The 22,637-nt window shown below is 60.6% G+C and carries 19 protein-coding genes; 11 read left to right on the plus strand and 8 right to left on the minus strand.

Annotated elements, in window-relative coordinates; translation table 11 throughout:
* Positions 1-74 precede the first annotated feature (74 nt).
* Entirely contained in the window at positions 75-1,280 is a 1,206-nt protein-coding gene (locus tag BK659_RS26410; protein WP_123428521.1) for an aminotransferase class V-fold PLP-dependent enzyme, read from the plus strand.
* On the plus strand, positions 1,277-1,681 hold the full coding sequence (locus tag BK659_RS26415; RefSeq protein ID WP_123428523.1) for a SufE family protein: 405 nt from the start codon (positions 1,277-1,279) through the stop codon (positions 1,679-1,681). The genes BK659_RS26410 and BK659_RS26415 overlap by 4 nt, the downstream gene beginning before the upstream one ends.
* A gap of 90 nt (positions 1,682-1,771) precedes the next feature.
* On the opposite strand, the gene tcdA is transcribed toward BK659_RS26415, so the two are convergent.
* Positions 1,772-2,584: a tRNA cyclic N6-threonylcarbamoyladenosine(37) synthase TcdA gene (tcdA, locus tag BK659_RS26420; RefSeq protein ID WP_185015475.1), complete on the minus strand. Its 813-nt coding sequence runs from the start codon at positions 2,582-2,584 to the stop codon at positions 1,772-1,774.
* Between the two features lie 268 nt (positions 2,585-2,852).
* Here tcdA and BK659_RS26425 point away from each other — a divergent pair, with 268 nt between their 5' ends.
* From BK659_RS26425 to BK659_RS26440, 4 genes are all read left to right on the plus strand, one after another.
* The gene (locus BK659_RS26425; RefSeq protein WP_123428527.1) at positions 2,853-5,444 is read left to right on the plus strand and encodes a glycosyltransferase; all 2,592 of its coding nucleotides are present in this window, start codon (positions 2,853-2,855) and stop codon (positions 5,442-5,444) included.
* 199 nt (positions 5,445-5,643) lie between these two features.
* Positions 5,644-6,795 (plus strand): succinyl-diaminopimelate desuccinylase, encoded by a 1,152-nt coding sequence (gene dapE / locus BK659_RS26430; protein ID WP_123428529.1) that lies wholly within the window; start codon positions 5,644-5,646, stop codon positions 6,793-6,795.
* Positions 6,795-7,604, plus strand: a complete 810-nt coding sequence (locus tag BK659_RS26435) for a putative RNA methyltransferase (RefSeq protein WP_123428531.1) — start codon at positions 6,795-6,797, stop codon at positions 7,602-7,604. The genes dapE and BK659_RS26435 overlap by 1 nt, the downstream gene beginning before the upstream one ends.
* Positions 7,605-7,703: 99 nt before the next feature.
* Entirely contained in the window at positions 7,704-8,081 is a 378-nt protein-coding gene (locus BK659_RS26440) for a hypothetical protein (RefSeq protein ID WP_123428533.1), read from the plus strand.
* Between the two features lie 167 nt (positions 8,082-8,248).
* Here BK659_RS26440 and BK659_RS26445 read toward each other — a convergent pair whose 3' ends face one another.
* The gene (locus BK659_RS26445) at positions 8,249-8,458 is read right to left on the minus strand and encodes a cold shock domain-containing protein (protein ID WP_054595898.1); all 210 of its coding nucleotides are present in this window, start codon (positions 8,456-8,458) and stop codon (positions 8,249-8,251) included.
* Positions 8,459-8,705: 247 nt separating this feature from the next.
* Here BK659_RS26445 and plsB point away from each other — a divergent pair, with 247 nt between their 5' ends.
* From plsB to BK659_RS26460, 3 genes are all read left to right on the plus strand, one after another.
* Complete coding sequence (plsB, locus tag BK659_RS26450; RefSeq protein WP_123428535.1) at positions 8,706-11,219, plus strand: glycerol-3-phosphate 1-O-acyltransferase PlsB; 2,514 nt, start codon at positions 8,706-8,708, stop codon at positions 11,217-11,219.
* A 49-nt stretch (positions 11,220-11,268) separates the two neighbouring features.
* Positions 11,269-11,958, plus strand: coding sequence for a DUF4197 domain-containing protein (locus BK659_RS26455; protein WP_123428537.1), 690 nt, complete (start codon positions 11,269-11,271; stop codon positions 11,956-11,958).
* Between the two features lie 507 nt (positions 11,959-12,465).
* A complete protein-coding gene (locus BK659_RS26460; RefSeq protein WP_123428539.1) occupies positions 12,466-12,837 on the plus strand; it encodes a DUF6124 family protein in 372 nt (123 codons plus the stop codon).
* A 79-nt stretch (positions 12,838-12,916) separates the two neighbouring features.
* Here BK659_RS26460 and BK659_RS26465 read toward each other — a convergent pair whose 3' ends face one another.
* The 3 genes from BK659_RS26465 to BK659_RS26475 form a co-directional block, all read right to left on the minus strand.
* Positions 12,917-14,272: a Fic family protein gene (locus BK659_RS26465; RefSeq protein WP_123428541.1), complete on the minus strand. Its 1,356-nt coding sequence runs from the start codon at positions 14,270-14,272 to the stop codon at positions 12,917-12,919.
* Positions 14,273-14,534: 262 nt separating this feature from the next.
* Entirely contained in the window at positions 14,535-17,600 is a 3,066-nt protein-coding gene (locus tag BK659_RS26470; protein WP_123428543.1) for an efflux RND transporter permease subunit, read from the minus strand.
* A gap of 6 nt (positions 17,601-17,606) precedes the next feature.
* Complete coding sequence (locus tag BK659_RS26475) at positions 17,607-18,707, minus strand: efflux RND transporter periplasmic adaptor subunit (protein WP_123428545.1); 1,101 nt, start codon at positions 18,705-18,707, stop codon at positions 17,607-17,609.
* A 93-nt stretch (positions 18,708-18,800) separates the two neighbouring features.
* Between BK659_RS26475 and BK659_RS26480 the strand changes: the two genes are divergently transcribed.
* Positions 18,801-19,445 (plus strand): TetR/AcrR family transcriptional regulator, encoded by a 645-nt coding sequence (locus BK659_RS26480; RefSeq protein ID WP_123428547.1) that lies wholly within the window; start codon positions 18,801-18,803, stop codon positions 19,443-19,445.
* 134 nt (positions 19,446-19,579) lie between these two features.
* On the opposite strand, the gene BK659_RS26485 is transcribed toward BK659_RS26480, so the two are convergent.
* On the minus strand, positions 19,580-20,362 hold the full coding sequence (locus BK659_RS26485; protein WP_123428549.1) for a class I SAM-dependent methyltransferase: 783 nt from the start codon (positions 20,360-20,362) through the stop codon (positions 19,580-19,582).
* 93 nt (positions 20,363-20,455) lie between these two features.
* On the opposite strand from BK659_RS26485, the gene BK659_RS26490 reads away from it, so the two are divergent.
* Positions 20,456-21,076 carry an energy transducer TonB gene (locus tag BK659_RS26490; RefSeq protein WP_123428551.1) on the plus strand — a complete coding sequence of 207 codons (621 nt, stop codon included), beginning with the start codon at positions 20,456-20,458 and terminating at the stop codon, positions 21,074-21,076.
* A gap of 15 nt (positions 21,077-21,091) precedes the next feature.
* Here BK659_RS26490 and BK659_RS26495 read toward each other — a convergent pair whose 3' ends face one another.
* Positions 21,092-21,790 (minus strand): extensin-like domain-containing protein, encoded by a 699-nt coding sequence (locus tag BK659_RS26495; RefSeq protein ID WP_123428553.1) that lies wholly within the window; start codon positions 21,788-21,790, stop codon positions 21,092-21,094.
* Between the two features lie 16 nt (positions 21,791-21,806).
* Positions 21,807-22,628, minus strand: coding sequence for an isocitrate lyase/PEP mutase family protein (locus BK659_RS26500; RefSeq protein ID WP_123428555.1), 822 nt, complete (start codon positions 22,626-22,628; stop codon positions 21,807-21,809).
* Between the last annotated feature and the right edge of the window lie 9 nt (positions 22,629-22,637).

Below are 22,637 nucleotides of genomic sequence, written 5' to 3' on the forward strand. Positions count from 1 at the left end.
AAGGACGCCTTCGCGAGCAAGCTCGCTCCCACAGGGTCTGGCCTACACCCGCCCATGTTCACAGGGCCGAACATATGATGATTACTTCGCCCTGGCGCGCCGATTTTCCGGCCATCGCCGCTCTGCAACGGCAAGACCAGACCTATCTGGACAACGCCGCCACCACCCAGAAACCCCAAGCCCTGCTCGACGCACTGGCGCACTACTACGCCAACGGCGCGGCCAACGTCCATCGTGCGCAACACCTGCCCGGCGCCCACGCCACGCAAGCGTTCGAAGACAGCCGCAGCAAAGTCGCACATTGGCTGAACGCAGGTACCAGCGGGCAAATCATCTTTACCCACGGCGCAACCTCTGCACTGAACCTCCTGGCCTATGGCCTGGAACACTCATTCAACCTGGGCGATGAAATTGTCATCAGCGCCCTGGAACATCACGCCAACCTGTTGCCGTGGCAGCAATTGGCGCACCGTCGCGAGCTGAAACTGGTGGTGTTGCCACTGGATGTGGACGGCCTGATCGATCTCGATGCCGCCGCTCAGTTGATCGGCCCACGCACGCGGTTGCTGGCCGTCAGTCAGTTGTCCAACGTGCTTGGCGCCTGGCAGCCGTTAGCGCCGTTGCTGGCGCTGGCCAAGGCGCAGAACGCCTTGACCGTGGTCGATGGCGCCCAAGGCGTGGTCCATGGCCGCCATGACGTGCAGGCGCTGGGCTGCGACTTCTATGTATTTTCCAGCCACAAGCTCTATGGTCCGGACGGTCTCGGCGTGCTTTACGGCAGCAACGAAGCCTTGCAACAGCTGCGCCCATGGCAGTTCGGCGGCGAGATGGTGCTGGACGCCAACTACCACGACGCGCGTTTCCGCCCGGCCCCGCTGGGCTTTGAAGCCGGTACGCCACCGATTGCCAGCGTGATTGGCCTGGGTGCGACCCTCGACTATCTGGCAGGACTGGATCAGGACGCCGTGTGCGCCCACGAAGCCGCGCTGCATGATTACCTGTTGAAGGGCTTGCAGGCGCGCAATGGCATTCGTCTGCTGGGCAAGCCGCAACTGGCGCTGGCCAGTTTTGTCGTCGAAGGCGTGCACAATGCCGATTTGGCGCATCTACTCACCGAACAGGGCATCGCCGTGCGCGCCGGTCATCACTGCGCCATGCCGCTGCTGAAAAGCTTCGAGCTGGCGGGAGCGATTCGGGTTTCGTTGGCGCTGTATAACGACTCGCAAGACCTCGAGCGCTTTTTCGAAGCGCTTGATCAGGCGCTGGAGTTGTTGCGATGAGCCTGCCTGCCGATGCCGTTGCCGCACTGGAAACCTTTCAGGCCGCTGCTGGCTGGGAGCAACGCGCTCGCTTGCTGATGCAATGGGGCGAACGGCTTCCGGCGTTGAGCGATGAAGACAAGGTCGAGACCAACCGCGTGCACGGCTGCGAAAGCCAGGTGTGGCTGGTGGGCGCGTTGCACGACGGCCATTGGCAGTTTGCCGCCAGCAGCGATGCGCGGTTGATTCGTGGGTTGGTGGCGTTGCTGCTGGCGCGGGTCAACGGGTTATCCGCCGCCGAGTTGCAGCAGGTGGATTTGTCGGACTGGTTTGATCAGTTGGGCCTGAGCAGACAGCTATCTCCTTCGCGCAGCAATGGCCTCAATGCCGTATTACAGCGAATGAATGAGTTGGCAGGTTAACCGCCATCGCGAGCAAGCTCGCTCCCACAGTTGAAATGCATTCCCCTGTGGGAGCGAGCTTGCTCGCGATGAGGCCATCAGCAACGACCTTCACACCTCTGGCTTGACCCGATCCGCCGGGCGCCGCACACCCGCAACGATCTTATCCACAGCTTTGGTCGCGGCGACCATGCCAAACGTCGCCGTCACCATCATCACCGCGCCGAAACCGCCGGCGCAGTCGAGTTTCACGCCGTCGCCGACAAAGCTCTTCTGCAAACAAATGCTGCCATCGGGTTTCGGATAGCGCAGCTGCTCAGTGGAGAACACGCACGGCACGCTGTAATGGCGGGTCACGGTTCGCGAGAAACCATAATCGCGACGCAACGTGGAGCGCACTTTCGAGGCCAGCGGGTCATTGAAGGTACGGTTCAGGTCACACACCTGGATCAGCGTCGGATCGATCTGCCCGCCTGCACCGCCCGTGGTGATGATCTGGATCTTGCGACGTTTGCACCAGGCGATCAGCGCAGCCTTGGCGTTGACGCTGTCGATGCAATCGATCACGCAGTCGATGTTTGGCGTGATGTACTCGGCCATGGTCTCGCGCGTGACGAAATCCGCCACCGCGTGCACGGTGCATTCCGGGTTGATCCCGCGCAGGCGCTCGGCCATCACTTCGACCTTGGGCTTGCCGACGGTGCTGTCCAGTGCGTGCAACTGGCGATTGACGTTGCTGACGCACACGTCATCGAGGTCGAACAGCGAGATTTCGCCTACGCCGCAACGGGCCATGGCTTCCGCCGCCCAGGAACCGACGCCACCGACGCCAACAATCGCCACATGGGCCGCGCGCAAACGCGCAAGGCCTTCGATGCCATACAAACGGGCAATGCCAGCAAACCGCGGATCTTCTGTACTCATGACCACTACCCTAAAAACCGGCGCGCATTATAGGGCCGATGCGTGCCAAGAACATCTTTGCGCTATAAACGGCAGCGAGTCCTGATTTAATTAAGCCAGCATCTGTACATTTTTTGTCACACAAAAGAACTTAAGCGAAGATGGCTTGCCCAATGTCCGGCTTTTTTCTGTCTGCTATACGCTCAGTTGAAGGCCAGTGTAGGATGCGCGCCGATTGGCGCGTGCCAACCGTCCCCTCGTTCCACACCTTTTGGAACCCGAAATAGCTATGTCATCGCGTAAATTTGGACTCAATCTGGTGGTAGTGCTGGCAATTGCCGCGCTGTTCACCGGTTTCTGGGCGCTGATCAACCGCCCGGTCACGACCCCCAACTGGCCTGAGCAGATCTCCGGTTTTTCTTACTCGCCGTTCCAACAAGGCCAGTTCCCACAGAAAAACCAGTTCCCGTCCGACGATGAAATGCGTCGCGACCTGGAGATCATGAGCAAGCTGACCGACAACATTCGGACCTACTCCGTCGACGGTACGCTGGAGGACATCCCGAAACTGGCGGAAGAATTCGGCCTGCGCGTGACGCTCGGGATCTGGATCAGCCCGGACCTCGAGCGCAACGAGCGCGAGATCCAGCGCGCCATCGAACTCGCCAACAGCTCGCGCAGCGTCGTGCGCGTGGTGGTCGGTAACGAAGCGATCTTCCGTAAGGAAATCACCGCCGAGCAATTGAGCGTGATCCTCGATCGCGTGCGCGCAGCGGTAAAGGTCCCGGTGACCACCTCTGAGCAGTGGCACGTCTGGGAAGAAAACCCGATGCTGGCCAAGCACGTCGACTTGATCGCGGCTCACATCCTGCCTTATTGGGAATTCATCCCGGTGGACGAGGCCGGTCAGTTTGTTCTGGACCGTGCCCGCGACCTGAAAAAGCTGTTCCCGAAAAAGCCGCTGCTGCTCTCCGAAGTGGGCTGGCCGAGCAACGGTCGTATGCGCGGTGGTGCTGATGCGACCCCGGCTGACCAGGCGATTTACCTGCGTACGCTGGTGAACAAGCTCAACCGCCAGGGCTTCAACTACTTCGTGATCGAAGCGTTTGACCAGCCATGGAAAGCCAGCGACGAAGGTTCGGTGGGCGCTTATTGGGGCGTGTTCAACGCCGCGCGTCAGCAGAAATTCAACTTCGAAGGCCCGGTCGTGGCGATCCCGCAATGGCGGGTACTGGCGGTCGGCTCCGGCGTCCTGGCGTTGTTGTCCCTGACCCTGCTGATGATCGACGGCTCGGCCCTGCGCCAGCGCGGTCGGACCTTCCTGACCTTCACCGCTTTCCTCGGCGGTTCGGCACTGGTGTGGATCGGTTACGACTACAGCCAGCAATACAGCACCTGGTTCAGCCTGACGGTGGGCTTCCTGCTCGCCCTCGGTGCGCTCGGGGTATTTATCGTATTGCTGACCGAAGCCCACGAACTGGCCGAGACCGTCTGGACCCACAAACGCCGGCGTGAATTCCTGCCGGTGGTGGGCGATTCGGACTACCGCCCGAAAGTCTCGATCCACGTGCCGTGCTACAACGAACCGCCGGAGATGGTCAAACAGACCCTCAACGCCCTGGCCAACCTCGACTATCCGGACTTCGAAGTCCTGATCATAGACAACAACACCAAGGACCCGGCGGTCTGGGAACCGGTGCAGGCTTATTGCGAAACCCTCGGCCCGCGCTTCAAGTTCTTCCACGTCGCGCCACTGGCCGGTTTCAAGGGCGGCGCGCTGAACTACCTGCTGCCGCACACCGCCAAGGATGCCGAAGTCATCGCCGTGATCGACTCTGACTACTGTGTCGATCCGAACTGGCTCAAGCACATGGTGCCGCACTTCGCCGATCCGAAAATCGCCATCGTGCAGTCGCCGCAGGACTATCGCGACCAGAACGAAAGCACCTTCAAGAAGCTCTGCTACGCGGAATATAAAGGCTTCTTCCACATCGGCATGGTCACCCGCAACGACCGTGACGCGATCATCCAGCACGGCACCATGACCATGACCCGCCGTTCGGTGCTCGAAGAGCTCGGCTGGGCTGACTGGTGCATCTGCGAAGACGCCGAGCTGGGGCTGCGGGTGTTCGAAAAAGGCCTGTCGGCGGCGTACCACCACAACAGTTATGGCAAGGGCCTGATGCCCGATACCTTTATCGACTTCAAGAAACAGCGTTTCCGCTGGGCCTACGGAGCGATTCAGATCATCAAGCGGCACACCGCCAGCCTGTTGCGTGGCAAGGACACCGAGCTGACCCGTGGCCAGCGTTACCACTTCCTCGCGGGCTGGTTGCCGTGGGTTGCGGACGGCATGAACATCTTCTTCACCGTCGGCGCCCTGCTCTGGTCGGCGGCGATGATCATCGTGCCGCAACGGGTCGATCCACCGCTGCTGATCTTCGCAATCCCGCCATTGGCGCTGTTCGTGTTCAAGGTGGGCAAGATCATCTTCCTCTACCGCCGTGCGGTCGGGGTCAACCTGAAGGACGCATTCTGCGCGGCATTGGCCGGCCTGGCGTTGTCGCACACCATCGCCAAAGCGGTGCTGTACGGCTTCTTCACCAGCAGTATTCCGTTTTTCCGCACCCCGAAAAACGCCGATAACCACGGCTTCTGGGTAGCGATTTCGGAAGCTCGCGAAGAGCTGTTCATCATGCTGCTGTTGTGGGGCGCTGCGCTGGGGATCTACCTGGTACAGGGCATCCCGAGCAACGACATGCGCTTCTGGGTGACCATGTTGCTGGTGCAGTCGCTGCCGTACCTGGCCGCGCTGATCATGGCCTTCCTGTCTTCGCTGCCAAAACCAACGCCTGCGACAGAGCCGGCACCTGCCGCCTAAATCTGCGCAAACCACTAAACGGCGGCCTCTGGCCGCCGTTTTGCTTTAAGATATCCGCCATTTTGCAGGGCTTGGCCCTAAAGGCCTGACCCAATACCTGTGGGAGCGAGCTTGCTCGCGATGGGGTTTGTCATACAAACCGTGTCATCGTTCATCGCGAGCAAGCTCGCTCCCACATTGACAGTCTCCGGAGCTTCCCATGACGGCCCACGCCGACCTTTCGCCGACCCTCCAACTCGCCATCGACCTGATCCGTCGTCCGTCCGTGACGCCGGTCGACGCCGATTGCCAGAAGCAGATGATGCAGCGCCTGGGCGATGCCGGTTTTGCGCTTGAGCCAATGCGCATCGAAGATGTGGATAACTTCTGGGCCACCCACGGCAAACACGAAGGCCCGGTGCTGTGCTTCGCCGGTCACACCGACGTGGTACCGACCGGCCCAGTGGCGGCCTGGCAGATCGACCCGTTCGATGCGCTGATCGACGAGCACGGCATGCTCTGCGGCCGTGGCGCGGCAGACATGAAAGGCAGCCTCGCAGCAATGACCGTGGCGGCCGAGCGGTTTGTCGCCGACTACCCGGACCACAAGGGCAAGGTTGCGTTTCTGATCACCAGCGACGAAGAAGGCCCGGCGCATCACGGCACCAAAGCTGTGGTTGAACGCCTCGCGGCGCGTAAGGAACGTCTGGACTGGTGCATCGTCGGCGAACCGTCGAGCACCACCCTGGTCGGTGACGTGGTCAAGAACGGCCGTCGCGGCTCCCTCGGCGCCAAGCTCACCGTAAGCGGTGTGCAAGGTCACGTGGCTTACCCGCACCTGGCAAAGAACCCGATCCACCTCGCCGCCCCGGCCCTGGCCGAACTGGCCGCCGAGCACTGGGATCACGGCAACGATTTCTTCCCGCCGACCAGTTTCCAGATTTCCAATGTCAATTCCGGCACCGGCGCGACCAACGTGATCCCGGGTGATCTGGTGGCGGTGTTCAACTTCCGTTTCTCCACCGAATCGACCGTTGAAGGCCTGCAACAGCGAGTGGCCGACATCCTCGACAAACATGGCCTGGACTGGCACATCGACTGGGCGCTGTCCGGTTTGCCGTTCCTCACCGAGCCGGGCGCCCTGCTCGATGCGGTGTCGGTGAGCATCAAGACCATCACCGGTCGCGAGACCAAGGCGTCCACCAGCGGCGGCACTTCGGATGGACGCTTCATCGCGACCATGGGTACGCAAGTGGTCGAACTTGGCCCGGTCAACGCGACGATTCACCAGGTCAACGAGCGAGTGCTGGCCAGCGATCTCGACGTACTGACCGAAATCTACTACCAGACCCTGATCAAGTTGCTCGCCTGATGCTCACCTGCCCTATCTGCAGCGCGCCGCTGAACGCGGTCGACAACGGCGTCGCGTGCCCGGCTGGGCATCGCTTCGACCGTGCCCGTCAGGGTTACCTGAACCTGCTGCCGGTGCAGCACAAGAACAGCCGTGATCCGGGTGACAACCAGGCAATGGTTGAAGCCCGTCGCGACTTCTTGAATGCCGGGCATTACGCGCCGGTAGCCAAGCGTCTCGCCGAGTTGGCTGCCGAACGTGCGCCGCAGCGCTGGCTGGACATCGGTTGTGGCGAGGGTTACTACACCGCGCAAATCGCCGACGCCCTGCCGAATGCCGACGGCTACGCGCTGGATATTTCCCGCGAAGCGGTCAAGCGCGCCTGCAAACGCAACCCGCAGCTGACCTGGTTGATCGCCAGCATGGCCCGAGTGCCGTTGGCCGACGCCAGCTGCCAGTTCCTCGCCAGCGTGTTCAGCCCACTCGACTGGCTGGAAGCCAAACGCCTGCTCAGCCCAGGCGGCGGCTTGATGAAAGTCGGGCCGACCAGCGGTCATCTGATGGAACTGCGTGAGCGTCTGTACGACGAAGTGCGCGAATACACCGATGACAAGCATCTGGCGCTGGTGCCGGAAGGCATGACGCTGCAACACAGCGAAACCCTGGAATTCAAACTGAATCTGGTGAGTGGCCAGGACCGCGCCAACCTGCTGGCCATGACGCCTCACGGCTGGCGCGCGAGTGCCGAACGCCGGGCGGCCGTCATCGAACAGGCCGAGCCGTTCGAAGTCAGCGTATCGATGCGCTACGATTATTTCGTTCTGCAGTAATTGTTTGAGAGCAACCCTTTAACTTTTGGCCTTGAGCAGTGGCTTGAGACCGGCTAAATCCGCGAATGGATTTTTCGAAACCCGCAGTGAGGAACATCCATGCGCCAACCCGATATCGAGATTTACCTGAAAGACGCCGACGTCGACTACAAGGCCATCGCCACCTGGCTCGGCGCGGCTCTGGGCCCTTGCACCGACTGGGTTCAGAAAGGTCAGACCTACAAGTGCAAGGCCGGCAACGTGCCGGTGACCTGGCTGCCAAAAGCCGTGGGCAAGTGGAACAGCCTGTACCTGGAAAGCGACCAGACGCCGTGGGACGACGACATCGCCTGCGCCCGCGCAGCCTTTGCCGCACTGAACGTCGAAGTGCGCTGCGCGCCGGGGACCTGGGTCGAGGAAGAAGGTGAAGAGTCGGCAGATCGCTGGATTCGCATCAGCGTCGATGGTGAAGAAGAGATCACCTGGAAAACCGTTTAAACCCTGAACCTGTGGGATGCCCAATATGGCATGCCCGACAGAGATCAAATGTGGGAGCGAGCTTGCTCGCGATAGCGGTGTAAGGCGCGCGGTAGATATCGCGTCGAATGGCGCCATCGCGAGCAAGCTCGCTCCCACAGTGGTTTTGTATGAGGCGAAGTGTGGGTTTACAAACCGACTACGTCTTCAGCCTGCAAGCCTTTCTGCCCGTCTACCACTGCGTATTCAACCTGCTGGCCTTCGGCCAACGAGCGGTGGCCTTCGCCACGGATCGCGCGGTAATGCACGAACACGTCTGCTCCGTCTTCACGCTGAATGAAGCCGTAGCCCTTGGCGTCGTTGAACCACTTCACGTTGCCGGTCTCGCGCGTTGCCATCAATCAATCCCCCATTTTTTTATTATTGAGTCGGCCTGTTCTCGGACAAGCCTTGAGAACGTTTGCCAGCGCTCGGTTTACTGTAAGAAACAGCGCCGATAGTGGCAAACGGCTGGCCGAGTATATGACAGCCGCAAAAACTCTCAACTCAAGTTTACTTCGGCGCTTTTTTGCCGATTTTCGACGAATCCGGCACACTACCGGCCCCGAGCGCCTGCTCGGTTTTTTCAACTAAAGCAGAAGCCGTATGACCCGCTCCCCGTTCCGCCGTCTGGTGTTTGGCACCTTGCGCCGACTGTTGTACCTCTGGGTTCGCTCGGAGACGATCAACCAGTCGTCCTTTACCCTCAACCTCGACCGCAGTCGTCCGGTGTTCTACGTCCTGCAAAATCCTTCGCTGACCGAGCTGGCCGTGCTCGATACCGAATGCACCAAGGCCGGACTGCCACGCCCCGTGCTCCCGGTGTCGGTGGGCAACCTGCTGGAGCCTGCGGCGTTTTTCTACCTGACGCCGGAACCCGACTGGCTCGGCCGCCAGGACAAACGCGGCGCGCCACCGACCCTGACCCGTCTGGTCAGCGCCCTGAGCCAGAATGCCGCCGAAGATGCGCAGATCATCCCGGTCAGCGTGTTCTGGGGCCAATCGCCGGACAGCGAATCGAGCCCGTGGAAATTGCTCTTCGCTGACAGCTGGGCGGTGACCGGGCGTCTGCGCCGACTGTTGAGCATCATGATTCTGGGGCGCAAGACCCGCGTGCAATTCTCCGCGCCGATCAACCTGCGCGAACTGATCGAGCACAACAAGGGCTTTGAGCTCACCGTGCGCATGGCCCAGCGCATTCTTCGGGTGCACTTTCGCAACCTGAAAGCCGCGGTCATCGGCCCGGACATTTCCCACCGTCGCAACCTGGTCAAAGGCCTGCTGAATCAGCCGCAGGTCAAACAGGCGATCCTTGACGAAGCCGAACGCGAGAACATTTCACCGGAGAAGGCCAAAGCTCAAGCGCTGCGTTATGGCAACGAAATCGCCTCGGACTACACCTACACCGCGATCCGTTTTATGGAAGTGGTACTGAGCTGGTTCTGGAACAAGATCTACGACGGGATCAAGGTCAACCACATCGAAGGCGTGCAGAAAGTCGCCCAGGGTCACGAAGTGATCTACGTGCCCTGCCACCGCAGCCATATCGACTACCTGCTGCTCTCCTACCTGCTGTTTCGCAACGGCCTGACCCCGCCGCATGTCGCCGCCGGGATCAACCTCAACATGCCGGTGATCGGCGGCCTGTTGCGCCGTGGCGGGGCGTTCTTCATGCGCCGCACCTTCAAGGGCAATCCGCTCTACACCTCGGTGTTCAACGAATACCTGCACACCCTGTTCACCAAAGGCTTCCCGGTGGAGTACTTCGTCGAGGGTGGCCGTTCGCGCACCGGGCGCATGCTGCAACCAAAAACCGGAATGCTGGCGATCACCCTGCGCAGCTTCCTGCGCTCGTCGCGGATGCCAATCGTGTTCATCCCGGTGTACATCGGTTACGAGCGCGTGCTGGAAGGCCGAACCTACCTTGGTGAACTGCGTGGCGCGAGCAAGAAGAAAGAGTCGATCTTCGACATCTTCAAAGTCATCGGCGCGCTCAAGCAGCGCTTCGGCCAGGTGGCGGTGAACTTCGGCGAGCCGATCAAACTGGCGGAATTCCTCGACAGCGAACAACCGGATTGGCGCACCCAGGAACTCGGCCCGCAGTTCAGACCGGCCTGGCTCAACGAAACCACCAACCGCCTCGGCGAGCGCGTGGCGCGGCATTTGAACGAAGCGGCAGCGATCAACCCGGTAAACCTGGTGGCGCTGGCCCTGCTCTCCACCAGCCGTCTGGCGCTGGACGATCGCGCCATGGCGCGGGTGCTCGATCTGTACCTGGCGCTGTTGCGCCGCGTGCCGTACTCGCCGCACACCACCTTGCCGGAAGGTGACGGCCGCGCGTTGATCGAACACGTCAAGGACATGGACCTGCTCTGCGAGCAAAGCGATGCGCTGGGCAAAATCCTGTATCTGGACGAGCAAAACGCCGTCCTGATGACCTATTACCGCAACAACGTGCTGCACATTTTCGCCCTGCCAGCGTTGCTCGCGAGCTTCTTCCAGAGCGCCTCGCGCATGAGCCGCGAACAGATCCTGCGCTACACCCGTGCGCTGTATCCGTACCTGCAATCGGAGCTGTTCATCCGCTGGTCGCTGGACGAACTGGATGCGGTGATCGATCAATGGCTCCAAGCTTTTGTCGAACAAGGCCTGCTGCGTTTCGAGAACAACGTGTACCTGCGCCCGGCGCCAAGCTCGCGGCATTTCGTGCTGCTGACCTTACTGTCCAAGAGCATCGCGCAGACCTTGCAGCGCTTTTACATGGCGATTTCCTTGCTGCTCAACAGCGGCCAGAACACCCTCAGTGCCGAAGAGCTGGAAGACTTGTGCACGGTCATGGCCCAGCGCCTGTCGATCCTGCATGGCCTGAATGCCCCGGAATTCTTCGACAAGAGCCTGTTCCGTCACTTCATCCAGACCCTGCTGAACCTCGACGTCTTGCGTCGCGACGAAGCCGGCAAGCTGAGCCATCACGAACTGCTCGGCGAACTGGCCGAGGGTGCGGCCAAACGCGTGTTGCCGGCGGAAATTCGCTTGTCGATCCGTCAGGTGGCGCTGCATCGCAGCGAAGATGCGGCGGATCAACCCGCGCCTGCGCTGCAAGCCGATAAAATTGCTTAATGCCGTCTACGCGGTCCGTTAATTGTCTTTTTCGAACAAGGAAACTGCCATGCTCCGCCCTACCCTTCGCTTTGCCGGCCTGTGCGCAGGTCTGATGATGTCTGCCAGCGCACTGGCGCTGTCTCTGGGCAGCCTTTCCCAGGGAGAAGCCTCGGGCGGCCTCAAGGACGCCCTGGCTCAGGGGGCCGTCGCGGCCGTCACCACGCTCGGTAAACCGGGCGGTTTCAGCAACAACCCTGAGGTGAAGATCGAACTGCCGGGCAGTCTGGGCAAGGTCGCCAGCAAGATGAAACAGTTCGGCATGGGGGCTCAGGTCGATCAACTGGAAGCCAGTATGAACAAGGCGGCGGAAGCGGCCATGCCGCAGGCCCAGGCCCTGCTGGTGGATGCGGTGAAAAAAATGACCGTGACCGATGCCAAGGGCATCCTCACCGGCGGCAAGGATTCGGCCACCCAATACCTGAACAACACCAGCCGCGAACAAATCCGCACCAAGTTCCTGCCAATCGTCAAACAAGCCACCGACCAGGTGGGCCTGGCCAAGCAGTACAACGCGTTCGCCGGGCAGGCGGCAACCCTCGGCGTGCTCGATGCCAAGAGTGCCAACGTTGAAGGCTACGTGACGGAAAAGGCCCTGGACGGCCTGTTCAAGATGATCGCCCAGAAGGAAGAAGGTATCCGCGCCAACCCGGCGGAAGCAGCGACCAGCCTGGCGAAGAAAGTCTTCGGCTTGCTGTAACTCCGCCCCCGTCGATCAATAATGCCTGCCAGTTAAATGCAATCCATGTGGGAGCGAGCTTGCTCGCGATGGCGATGGCGATGGGTCAGTCAACATTGATGTTGAATGTGCCGCCGTCATCGCGAGCAAGCTCGCTCCCACATTAGATTTGTGGTGTTTAATTGCATGGCAACTGCGTTCGTCACGAGCCACAGCGTCTTGCGTTACGCCCTACACCTACGCCAGAATCCGCCGGCTTGTGCGCTTGAGCACTGGGCTCTATCGTCTCCGGGTCGCTGAAAATCAGCGATCGGGTTTGGTAGCCCGGTGTTTTCCAAGGCGCACAGCGCCGACATTTCCACATGGTGGGCGCTTTCTTTTCGCCTGCTGTTTGTTATGGCGGCTGTGCGCAGGGCGCCTTCGGGCGCACCGGTTTCCTTGGTGGCCGGGCTACCAACCTGCGTTCAGTCGCCACCCTATTGGTTGGTAGCCCATAGGTTGCGACTCCGCACACTGAGGAGTTTCATCATGTTCAAGCCCACACCCAATCCCCCCGAAGCCAACGCCGAAAGCGTTTCCCCCTACGCGTCCCTCGACTCGAAAGAACTCCACGCCGCCGCCCACCGGGCGCTCGATCATTACCTGCTGTTACCTGAAACCAAGAAGTTGCTGGCCGACCGCCGGCCAAGTTGCATCTTCGTCATCGCCCCGGAGGTCGACAGCGAAACCCTGCTGGCCCACGCCTGCGAAACCCTGGCCTCGGCCAATGTCATGGCCAGCGACCTGGCGTTTGAACTCGACGGCCCCAAACGCAACAGCGCACTGGCGATTCAGCAGATGGTTGCCCTGGCAGAGCTCGCGGTGAACCGCGCGCTGGATAACACGGACACCCCACCGTAACGGAGACCTCTGTAGGAGCTGCCGCAGGCTGCGATCTTTTGACGTTTGAACGTCAAAAGATCGCAGCCTGCGGCGGCTCCTACGGCCAGTCTGTTTTGATGTGCGATGACTCGCGTAAGAAGAACACCCACTCGCGTCCCATCTTTTTCTTCTCGAATACCTTCAACTCGACCAGACCGTTCAAGGTCGTGGCCGCCGTGTTGTAGGAGCAGTTCAGGTTGTCCTTCACATTGACCGCGGTGAACTCCTTGGCCATGCCGCTCTTGGCGATCTGAAACAGCGTGCGCTGCTTCTCGGTCAATTGCTTGAAAAGCCCGGATTCCTCCAGCCAACGATCAAAACCTTCGGCATAAACCAGGCTCTTTTGATAAGCCGCCGTGAACCCGGTCACGGCACGCAGAATCACCGAACACTGGTAATCGATAAAGTACGTCAGGTCCAGTCCGTCACTCTCGGTATGCACATAAGACCGACCGTACTTCACCGGCGCATTGCGCAGCAGAATGCTGATCGCGATGTAGCGAAATGCCGAGTAGTCATTCTTGAACATGAACCAGTAAAACAACGCCCGCGCCACGCGGCCGTTGCCATCGCGAAACGGATGCTCGTAGCCCAGGGAAAAATGCAGGGCGATGGCTTTGATCATCGGGTGCACATAATCAACGCGTAGGGGGTCGTCGTGGGGCTGGTTGATCCAGGTCGCCAGTCCATTGAGCCGAGCGCTGATGCCCGCTGCTGGCGGTGGTGTATGAACAGTATGGCCTTCGCCATCCTGCACCACCACCTGATCATTGCTGCGAAAAAGTCCCGGCGAATACAGCGCGTCATCAATGCCTTCGACGCCCACGCGATGAAGTTGCCGGATCAGCTCGACACTCAATGGCTCGTGACGTTTTTCCCAGGCGAAGATCATCATTTTGTAGTTGCCGATGACCATTCGCTCATCCGGGGTACGCGGCAGCCGATTGCGCTTGAGCATGTCCTTGGCCACCAGCGTGGTGGTCGCGGCGCCCTCAAGCTGGCTGCTGCTGATGGCTTCGTCTTCGATCAGGTCATTGAGCAGGTAACTCAAATGCGCCGTTTCACCGATGTGGTGAGTCATGTATTCCAACGCGGCGGTCGTTGCCTGACGATCAACCGTCGACAGGGTTTTCTGCGCCAGCGGTGTCAGAACGAACTGGCCCCATTGGCTTGGCTCGCCCAGCGGCAACAAGCGCACGTACTGCGCCACACGAGCCTTTTTCACCAAGGCCCAGCACAAGGTCGGATCAAGACCGGGCGGCCAGCGAAAACGCAGATCATCGAACGGCAGGTATCGCCCCTGATCGTCCAGCGGCTTGAGCAGCGCCAGATAGTCGACCAGCTTTTCCTTGTGAGGCGATTGGCCGAGTGCGTCAAAAAGACTCGGGTCTATGGCTGGAGGGCTTTTTATCATCGCTGTCTCAAAAACTCGTGAAACTGAGTTCCGAGTACAACATAACGACGCCCATGTCTCAATATCAGCCAAAACTGAGATATCCGTAGGAGCTGCCGCAGGCTGCGATCTGTTGACTTTCAAACATCAAAAGATCGCAGCCTTCGGCAGCTCCTACGGCAGTTCCAATTCCAGTTCCAATTCCAATTCCAATTCCAATTCCAATTCCAATTCCAATTCCAGTTCCGGGTCAGGACAGTTCCGGGGTCAATTCAGTTTGGGGTCAGACCGGTTCCTTTTTGACCCGGAACCATGCCGCATACAGCGCCGGCAGGAACAGCAAGGTCAGCGCCGTCGCGACGATCAGTCCGCCCATGATCGCCACCGCCATTGGCCCGAAGAACACGCTGCGTGACAACGGAATCATCGCCAGCACGGCGGCCAGTGCGGTCAGCACGATAGGCCGGAAGCGCCGCACCGTGGCTTCGATGATCGCTTGCCAGGGTTTCAGCCCGGCACTGATGTCCTGTTCGATCTGGTCCACCAGGATCACCGAGTTACGCATGATCATCCCCGACAGCGCGATGGTCCCGAGCATAGCCACGAAACCGAACGGCTGACGGAACACCATCAGGAACAAGGTGACGCCGATCAGCCCCAACGGCGCGGTCAGAAACACCATCGCAATGCGTGAGAAACTGCGCAGTTGCAGCATCAGCAAGGTCAGTACGACGACAATGAACAACGGCACGCCGGCATTCACCGAGTCCTGGCCACGGGTCGAGTCTTCCACCGTGCCGCCGACGTCCAGCAAGTAGCCGTCAGGCAGTTCGGCGCGAATCGGCGCAAGCGTCGGAAGGATCTGCTGGACCAGGGTCGCCGGTTGCTCCTTGCCATAGATATCGGCGCGAATCGTCACGTTCGGCAAGCGGTTGCGGTGCCAGATAATGCCTTCTTCGAAGCCATACTCCAGGGTCGCCACCTGCGACAGTGCGACGCTTTTGCCGTTGTCGGTCGGCACCGCCAGGCTCGACAGCAGCGACAGTTCGGTGCGTTCGTGCAAGGTGCCGCGCAAGAGGATCTCGATCAACTCGTTGTCTTCGCGGTACTGGCTGACGCTGGAACCGGTCAGCGAGCTTTGCAAAAACCTCGACAGGTTTGCCGTGCTCACGCCCAAGGCGCGCGCTCGGTCCTGATCGACGTTCAAGTAGACAACCTTGCTCGGCTCCTCCCAGTCCAGATGCACGTTGGCCACATGCGGGTTCTCGCGCACTTTGGCCGCGACTTTACGTGCCAGGGCGCGGACCTCTTCAATGTGTTCACCGGTCACCCGGAACTGCACCGGATAACCCACTGGCGGACCGTTTTCCAGACGCGTGACCCGCGAACGCAGCGCCGGGAATTGTTCGTTGAGGGTTTCGATCAGCCAGGTGCGCAGGCTTTCACGCTCCTCGATAGTTTTCGCCAGGACCACAAATTGCGCGAAGCTCGCCGCCGGCAATTGCTGATCCAGCGGCAGGTAGAAACGCGGCGAACCGGTGCCGACGTAGGCGACATAGTTGTCGATGCCGGCGTGTTCCTTGAGCATCGCTTCCAGCCGCTTGACCTCCTCGGTGGTGTTGCTCAACGAGGCGCCTTCGGCCAGTTTCAGATCAACCATCAGCTCCAGGCGCCCAGAGGCGGGGAAGAACTGCTGCGGCACGAAACGGAACAGCACCACCGAGGCCACGAACAGCACGATGGTCAGCGCAATGACGGTTTTACGCCGACGCACGCACCACTCCACCAGACGCCGCACGCGCTGGTAGAACGGCGTGCCATAAGGGTCCGGCTGGCCCGCACCGTGTTTGGCGGCGTGAATTTTTGCCAGATCCGGCAGCAGCTTTTCACCCAGATAAGGCACAAACACCACGGCAGCGACCCACGAGGCCAGCAATGCAATGGTCACGACCTGGAAGATCGAACGGGTGTATTCGCCGGTACCGGATTGCGCGGTGGCAATCGGCAGGAAGCCGGCCGCGGTGATCAACGTACCGGTGAGCATCGGGAACGCGGTGCTGGTCCAGGCAAAGCTGGCAGCCTTGAGCCGGTCATAGCCCTGCTCCATTTTGATCGCCATCATTTCCACGGCGATGATCGCGTCGTCCACCAGCAGCCCCAAGGCCAGCACCAGTGCACCGAGAGAGATTTTATGCAGGCCGATTCCGAGGTAATACATGCAGGCAAACGTCATCGCCAGCACCAGCGGAATCGCCAACGCGACCACCATGCCGGTGCGCACGCCGAGGGAGAAGAAGCTCACCAGCAAGACAATCGCCAGCGCTTCTACCAGCACCCGGACGAACTCGCCGACGCTGCTTTTCACCGCCGCGGGCTGGTCGGAGACCTTGCGCAATTGCATGCCGGCCGGCAGGTTGTTCTGGATACGCTCGAACTCCTGTTCCAGCGCCTTACCCAGCACCAGAATGTCACCGCCGTCCTTCATGGCCACGGCAAGACCGATCGCGTCCTGGCCCATGAAGCGCATACGCGGTGCCGGTGGATCGTTGAAACCTCGGTGCACGTCAGCCACATCGGCGATACGGAAGGTCCGGTCGCCGACGCGGATCGGAAAGTTCCTGATCTCGTCTACGGTCTGAAAATTGCCCGTCACCCGTAGCTGCAAACGCTCGCTGGTGGTTTCAAAGAACCCGGCGTTGGACATCGCGTTCTGTTCTTCCAGCGCTTGCTGCACCACGGCCAACGGCAGGCCCAGGGTGGCGAGTTTGACGTTGGACAGCTCGATCCAGATCTTCTCGTCCTGCAGCCCGAGCAAGTCGACCTTGCCCACATCCTTGACCCGTTGCAGCTGGATCTGGACGCGGTCGGCGTAGTCCTTGAGTACCGCGTAGTCGAAACCTTCGCCGGTCAGCGCGTAGATGTTGCCGAAGGTAGTGCCGAATTCATCGTTGAAGAACGGTCCCTGGATACCCGGCGGCAAGGTCTGGCGGATGTCGCTGATCTTCTTGCGCACCTGATACCAGAGCTCGGGAATTTGCGCCGAATGCATCGAGTCCCGGGCCATGAAGGTCACCTGGGATTCGCCGGGACGGGAGAACGAGGTGATCCGCTCGTACTCGCCGGTTTCCATCAGCTTCTTTTCGATGCGCTCGGTGACTTGCCGCGAGACCTCCTGGGCCGTCGCGCCCGGCCAATTGGTCTTGATCACCATAGCCTTGAAGGTGAATGGCGGGTCTTCGCTCTGACCCAGTTTGGTGTAGGACAACGTGCCGACGACGGCCAGCAATATCATCAGGAACAGTACGATCTGGCGGTTATGCAACGCCCATTCGGAAAGGTTGAAACGCATCGGGGACTACTCCTTGACCGCCAGATTGACCACGCGGTTGGAGCGATCCACCGGCCGCACTTGCTGGCCTTCATGGAGCACGTGAACACCGGCTGCCACCACCCAGTCGCTGGGACTCAGGCCTTCCAGCACCGGCACGGTTTTCTCACCGAAGGCGCCTACGCGAACCGGAGCTTTTTTCAGGGTGTTGTTGGCACCCACGATCCAGACGTATGTCGCGCCGTTTTCTGCGGTGAGCGCCGAGAGTGGCACCGACAGCGGCACCACGTCAGCGATTTGAATGAACACCCGGGCGCTCTGGCCAAGCTCGGCCGGGACCTTGCCAGTGGTAAAGGTGATGCGAGCGGCAAAGGTCCGCGATTTGGGATCGGCGGCCGGCGACAGCTCACGAATGCTTCCGGTGAACCGCTGACCTTGCTGGGTCCAGAGTTCAACCGTGACCGGTTGGCCAACCTTGAAACGGCCGAAGCTTTGCTCCGGCAGGCTGATCAGCACTTCACGCTCGCCGTCGGTGGCCAGGGTGAAGACAGTTTGCCCGGCGGCCACCACTTGCCCGACTTCCACGGCGCGCTTGGCCACGACGCCGTCTCGCGGAGCTCGCAACACCGCGTAGCTGGCCTGGTTGCTGGCAACGTCGAATTCAGCCTTGATCTGCTTGAGCCGAGCTTCGCCGGAGCGGTAGAGGTTTTCAGAATTGTCGTACTGCGAACGGCTGACCATCTGACGTTCCATCAGGGTCTTGTAGCGATCACGCTCGGCACGCACCAGGTTCAGGTTGGCCTCGGCGGCGGCAACCTGGGCGCGAGTCGCTTCCAGTTGCAGGCGTACGTCCTGGGGATCGAGTTCTGCCAGTGGCTGATTGGCCTTGACCCGTTCACCTTCCTCGACCAGTCGTCGGCTGACTTTGCCGCCGATACGGAAGGCCAGGTCTGGCTCGTAACGCGCGCGAACTTCGCCGGGATAACTGTCCATCGCCTGCGCCGAAGGCTCTGGCTGAACCACCATGGCCGGCCGCACGGTAACTTGCGCCGGCTCTTCGTGACCGCATGCAGACAACAAAAACGCCAGACTGACCGGCAAGGCGAGGGGCAAGGCATAGCGGAACATGGTGAACGACCTTTAGCTAATGGTGCCTGGAATAATTATACTGACCAGTATGTTATTAATAGCAAACTCACCAGTCCAGTATTAAAGCGAAGAATGTCCAACAATCTTTCTGCACCCAACGGCCCCGGCCGCCCGAAGGATCTCGCCAAGCGCGGGGCGATTCTTGAGGCGGCAAAACGTCTTTTTCTGAGCAATGGTTACGCGAGCACCAGCATGGATGCGGTGGCGGCTGAAGCCGGTGTGTCGAAGCTGACCGTTTACAGTCACTTCAACGACAAGGAGACGCTGTTCTCCGCCGCCGTGGTGGCCAAATGCGAAGCGCAATTGCCCACGCTGCTCTTCGAACTGCCCGACGGCATGCCGGTCGAGAACGTGCTGCTGAACATCGCCCGGGGCTTTCATCTGCTGATCAACAGCGATGAATCGGTGAACCTGCATCGCCTGATCATGACGCTGGGGAGTCAGGACCCGAAACTCTCGCAAATCTTCTTCGAAGCAGGTCCCCAGCGGATGTTGCAGGGCATGGAACGCTTGCTGACGAAGATCGACCAGATCGGCGCCTTGAGCATCGACAAGCCGCTCAACGCCGCCGAGCACTTCTTCTGCCTGCTCAAAGGCGCGGCGAACTTTCGCTTGCTCTACGGCTGCGGCGAACCCTTGACCGGGGATGCGGCCGAGTCTCATGTGCAGGAAGTGGTGGGGTTGTTTATGCGGGCGTATCGACCGGATTCGGCCTGATAGGTTTTTAGCGCCTGGGCTGACGCTATCGCGAGCAAGCTCGCTCCCACAATGGATCGGTGCTGACCACAAATCCTGTGATCAACCGATAACCCTGTGGGAGCGAGCTTGCTCGCGATGCGGACGACGCGGTCCTAAGGCTTGAGCGCTTTCTTGGGGTAGATGTCGTAGCGGCTGGATTTGCCATCCAGCGCATGGCTCGGCTTCGGCCCTTCGATGCACGGTGCCTTGCGCGGACGTTTGACCACCACCCGGTGGCTGGCCAGGGCGAGTGCGGCTTGAAGCAGTGCCGGCGCGTCCGGGTCATCGCCTACCAACGGGCGAAACAGGCGCATTTCCTTCTTCACCAACGCGGTTTTTTCACGATGCGGGAACATCGGGTCGAGGTAGATCACCTGCGGCGGCTCACCTTCCCAGTTGCGCATCAACTCGATCGAGTTGCCTTTGAGCAACGTCATCCGCGCCACAATCGGCGCCACCTCAAAATCTTCCGCCGCGCGGGCCAGGCCATCCTCCAGCAGCGCGCCAATCAACGGCTGACGCTCGATCAGGCTCATTTCGCAGCCCAGGCTTGCCAGCACGAAACCATCCTTGCCCAGCCCCGCCGTGGCATCCAGCACCTTCGGCCGCACGCCTTGAGCGACACCGACAGCCTTGGCGATCATCTGACCGCTGCCGCCGCCATATAACCGGCGATGAGCCGCGCCGCCCTCGACGAAGTCGACCCGCACCGGTCCCGGCGCGTCCGGCCCGAGCTGTTGCAACTGTAAACCGTGTTCACCCACTTGCAGTGCAAACTCGGCATTCTCCAGCAGCAACGGCAAGTTCAATCGCTCGGCCCAGTGCTCGGCGCGTGCCTGAAACGCCTCGGCCAGGGCCTGGACTTTGATGCGGCTGGCCGCGGGTTGCTCACTCATCAGAAAACACACTCAAAAAATTAATGATCGGCAAAAACGGCCGATAACGAAACTATCGAGCATTTTGCCAGAGCTGAGCGTCGACCGAGAGAAATGTCAGACATTCAACGCACATCAGTAGGCTACATTTCGCCCCACGGCGATTATGGCCTGCGTAATTCCCAAGCACTGAGCGGCGTCAGTCACCTGTGGCAGGATTTTTTTGCCCAGGCGCTGGCCGATCATCTGGGCGATGCTGCACCCGCTCCTGACAGTTTCACCCCCGTCGCCGTCGATGGTCCGGTCGAACCGACCGTTGGCGCCGAGCTGCTTGCGCACATCGTCACGCAACGCACGTGCGACGTGAAGGACACCGAGGTCCGCCCGCCTGAGCCGCTGTTCCTGCCGATTGCCGAGTTCGAAATGGACCTGGCCGACAAACCGGCCCCGCCGTTCCCGCCGCAAGAAATGCTCGCGCAACAGAAGCAACAAGACTTCGAAAGCGCGTGGGTGCGTCCGATCGTCCTGGCTGCCGGTCAGCCACTGCCTGCGCCAGGCCCGGCACCGCAACCGCGTCCGCTGCACCTGCCGATTGCCGAGTTCGAACTCGATCTGCTGGACAAGCCGGCAACCCCCTACCCGCACGCAGAACTGGTCGAGCAACAGAAACAATTCGACTTCGATAACGGCTGGGCTCGCCCGATCGTTCTGCAAAACCTGCGCATCGCTGCCTGATCCTGAGTCTTAGCCCTAGCGACAAACCCACCACGGCCCGACATCCAGATGAAAATGGTTGCGATGAGCGGCGTTGTAGTCCGGGCTCAACACCACGCTGAACATCTCACACGCGCCATCGCGAACCTTGCGTAGAAAACGCGCATCGTCATTGTCCTTTGGCCAGTCCCGCAGCACGCTGATGCTGCGCCCGTCCGCCAGGCGAAAGCCGGCGATATCCAAGGCATCGGCCGTCGCGTGCTGACTGCGCGAACCGTTTTCTCGGTTGTACATGTTGCGGCAGGCAAAACTGCCGAGGTGATCGACTCGCGCCACCGCCTGTCCATAAGTGGCCTGCGCCGCCGGTTGCAGGGCGTGCCGTTCGAACAGCACAAAGGCCACCGCCAACGGGCAACTGGCGAGGAAGCTGCTGCTCAGCGCCACCTCGCCGCCTTGCACGCGCAAGGTGTTGTTGAGCGGGCAATCAACGTCCGGGTTGCTGTCGGCCTGGCGGCTGAACTTCAACCCGGCACCGCTGAGCACCTGATCACAGAGTTGCGGGTTATCGCGCAGTCTCATCAATTTGAAGCGTGTCAGCAGGTTCGGCGCGGCCCGGACATCCAGCGCTGCCCAAGGGTTCCAGGCTGCTGGCAACGGCAGCCAGCCGCGCCAGACAGCCAACAGCAACCCGCCCAGCACCAGCACTACCGCCAACAACACTTTCAGAAACCGCACGACAACTCCCCGTGAATCAGCCTTTGAACAGTTGATTGATCTGCCCGAACGGCAGCGCGCGGTCGGCGAAGTCGAAGGTTCCCTGACCCTGAATTTCCTGCGCGGCCTGATAAAACGCTCCGTAGGCGGCACGGGCCATGGCCGAGCCGACGCTGATCCGTTTGACGCCCATTTCACTGAGCTGCGCCACGCTCAGCTTGAGACCGCCGGACATCAACACATTGACCGGTTTCGGCGCCACCGCACGGACCACCGCCAGCACCTCTTCAGCGCTGCGCAGCCCCGGTGCATAAAGCACATCGGCACCCGCCTCGGCAAAGGCTTGCAAGCGGCGAATGGTGTCGGCCAGATCCGGATTGCCATGCAAGTAATTCTCGGCACGCGCGGTCAGGGTGAACGGGAACGGCAAACTGCGCGCTACCGCAACGGCTGCTTCGATGCGGGCGACAGCGTGTTCAAAGCAATAGATCGGGCCGTCTTCACGGCCGGTGGCGTCTTCGATAGAGCCACCTACCGCGCCAGCAGTGGCGGCGCGCAGCAGGCTCTCGGCGGACTCCTGCGGGCTGTCGGCGAAACCGTTTTCCAGGTCAACCGCCACCGGCAAATCGGTCGCGGCGACAATCGCCCGAACGTTGACCAGTGTCTCTTCGAGTTTCACCGCGCCATCCGGACGGCCCAGCGAAAAAGCATAACCGGCACTGGTGGTCGCCAGCGCCTGGTAACCCAGACTGGCGAGCATTTTTGCCGAACCTGCGTCCCACGGATTGGGAATCACAAAAGCCCCGGCACCTTCGTGTAAGGCCTTGAAGGCCTGAGCTTTAAGGGTTTGCGCATCCATTGGCTCACT

Source organism: Pseudomonas brassicacearum, from assembly GCF_003732225.1.
GTDB lineage: Bacteria > Pseudomonadota > Gammaproteobacteria > Pseudomonadales > Pseudomonadaceae > Aquipseudomonas > Aquipseudomonas brassicacearum_E.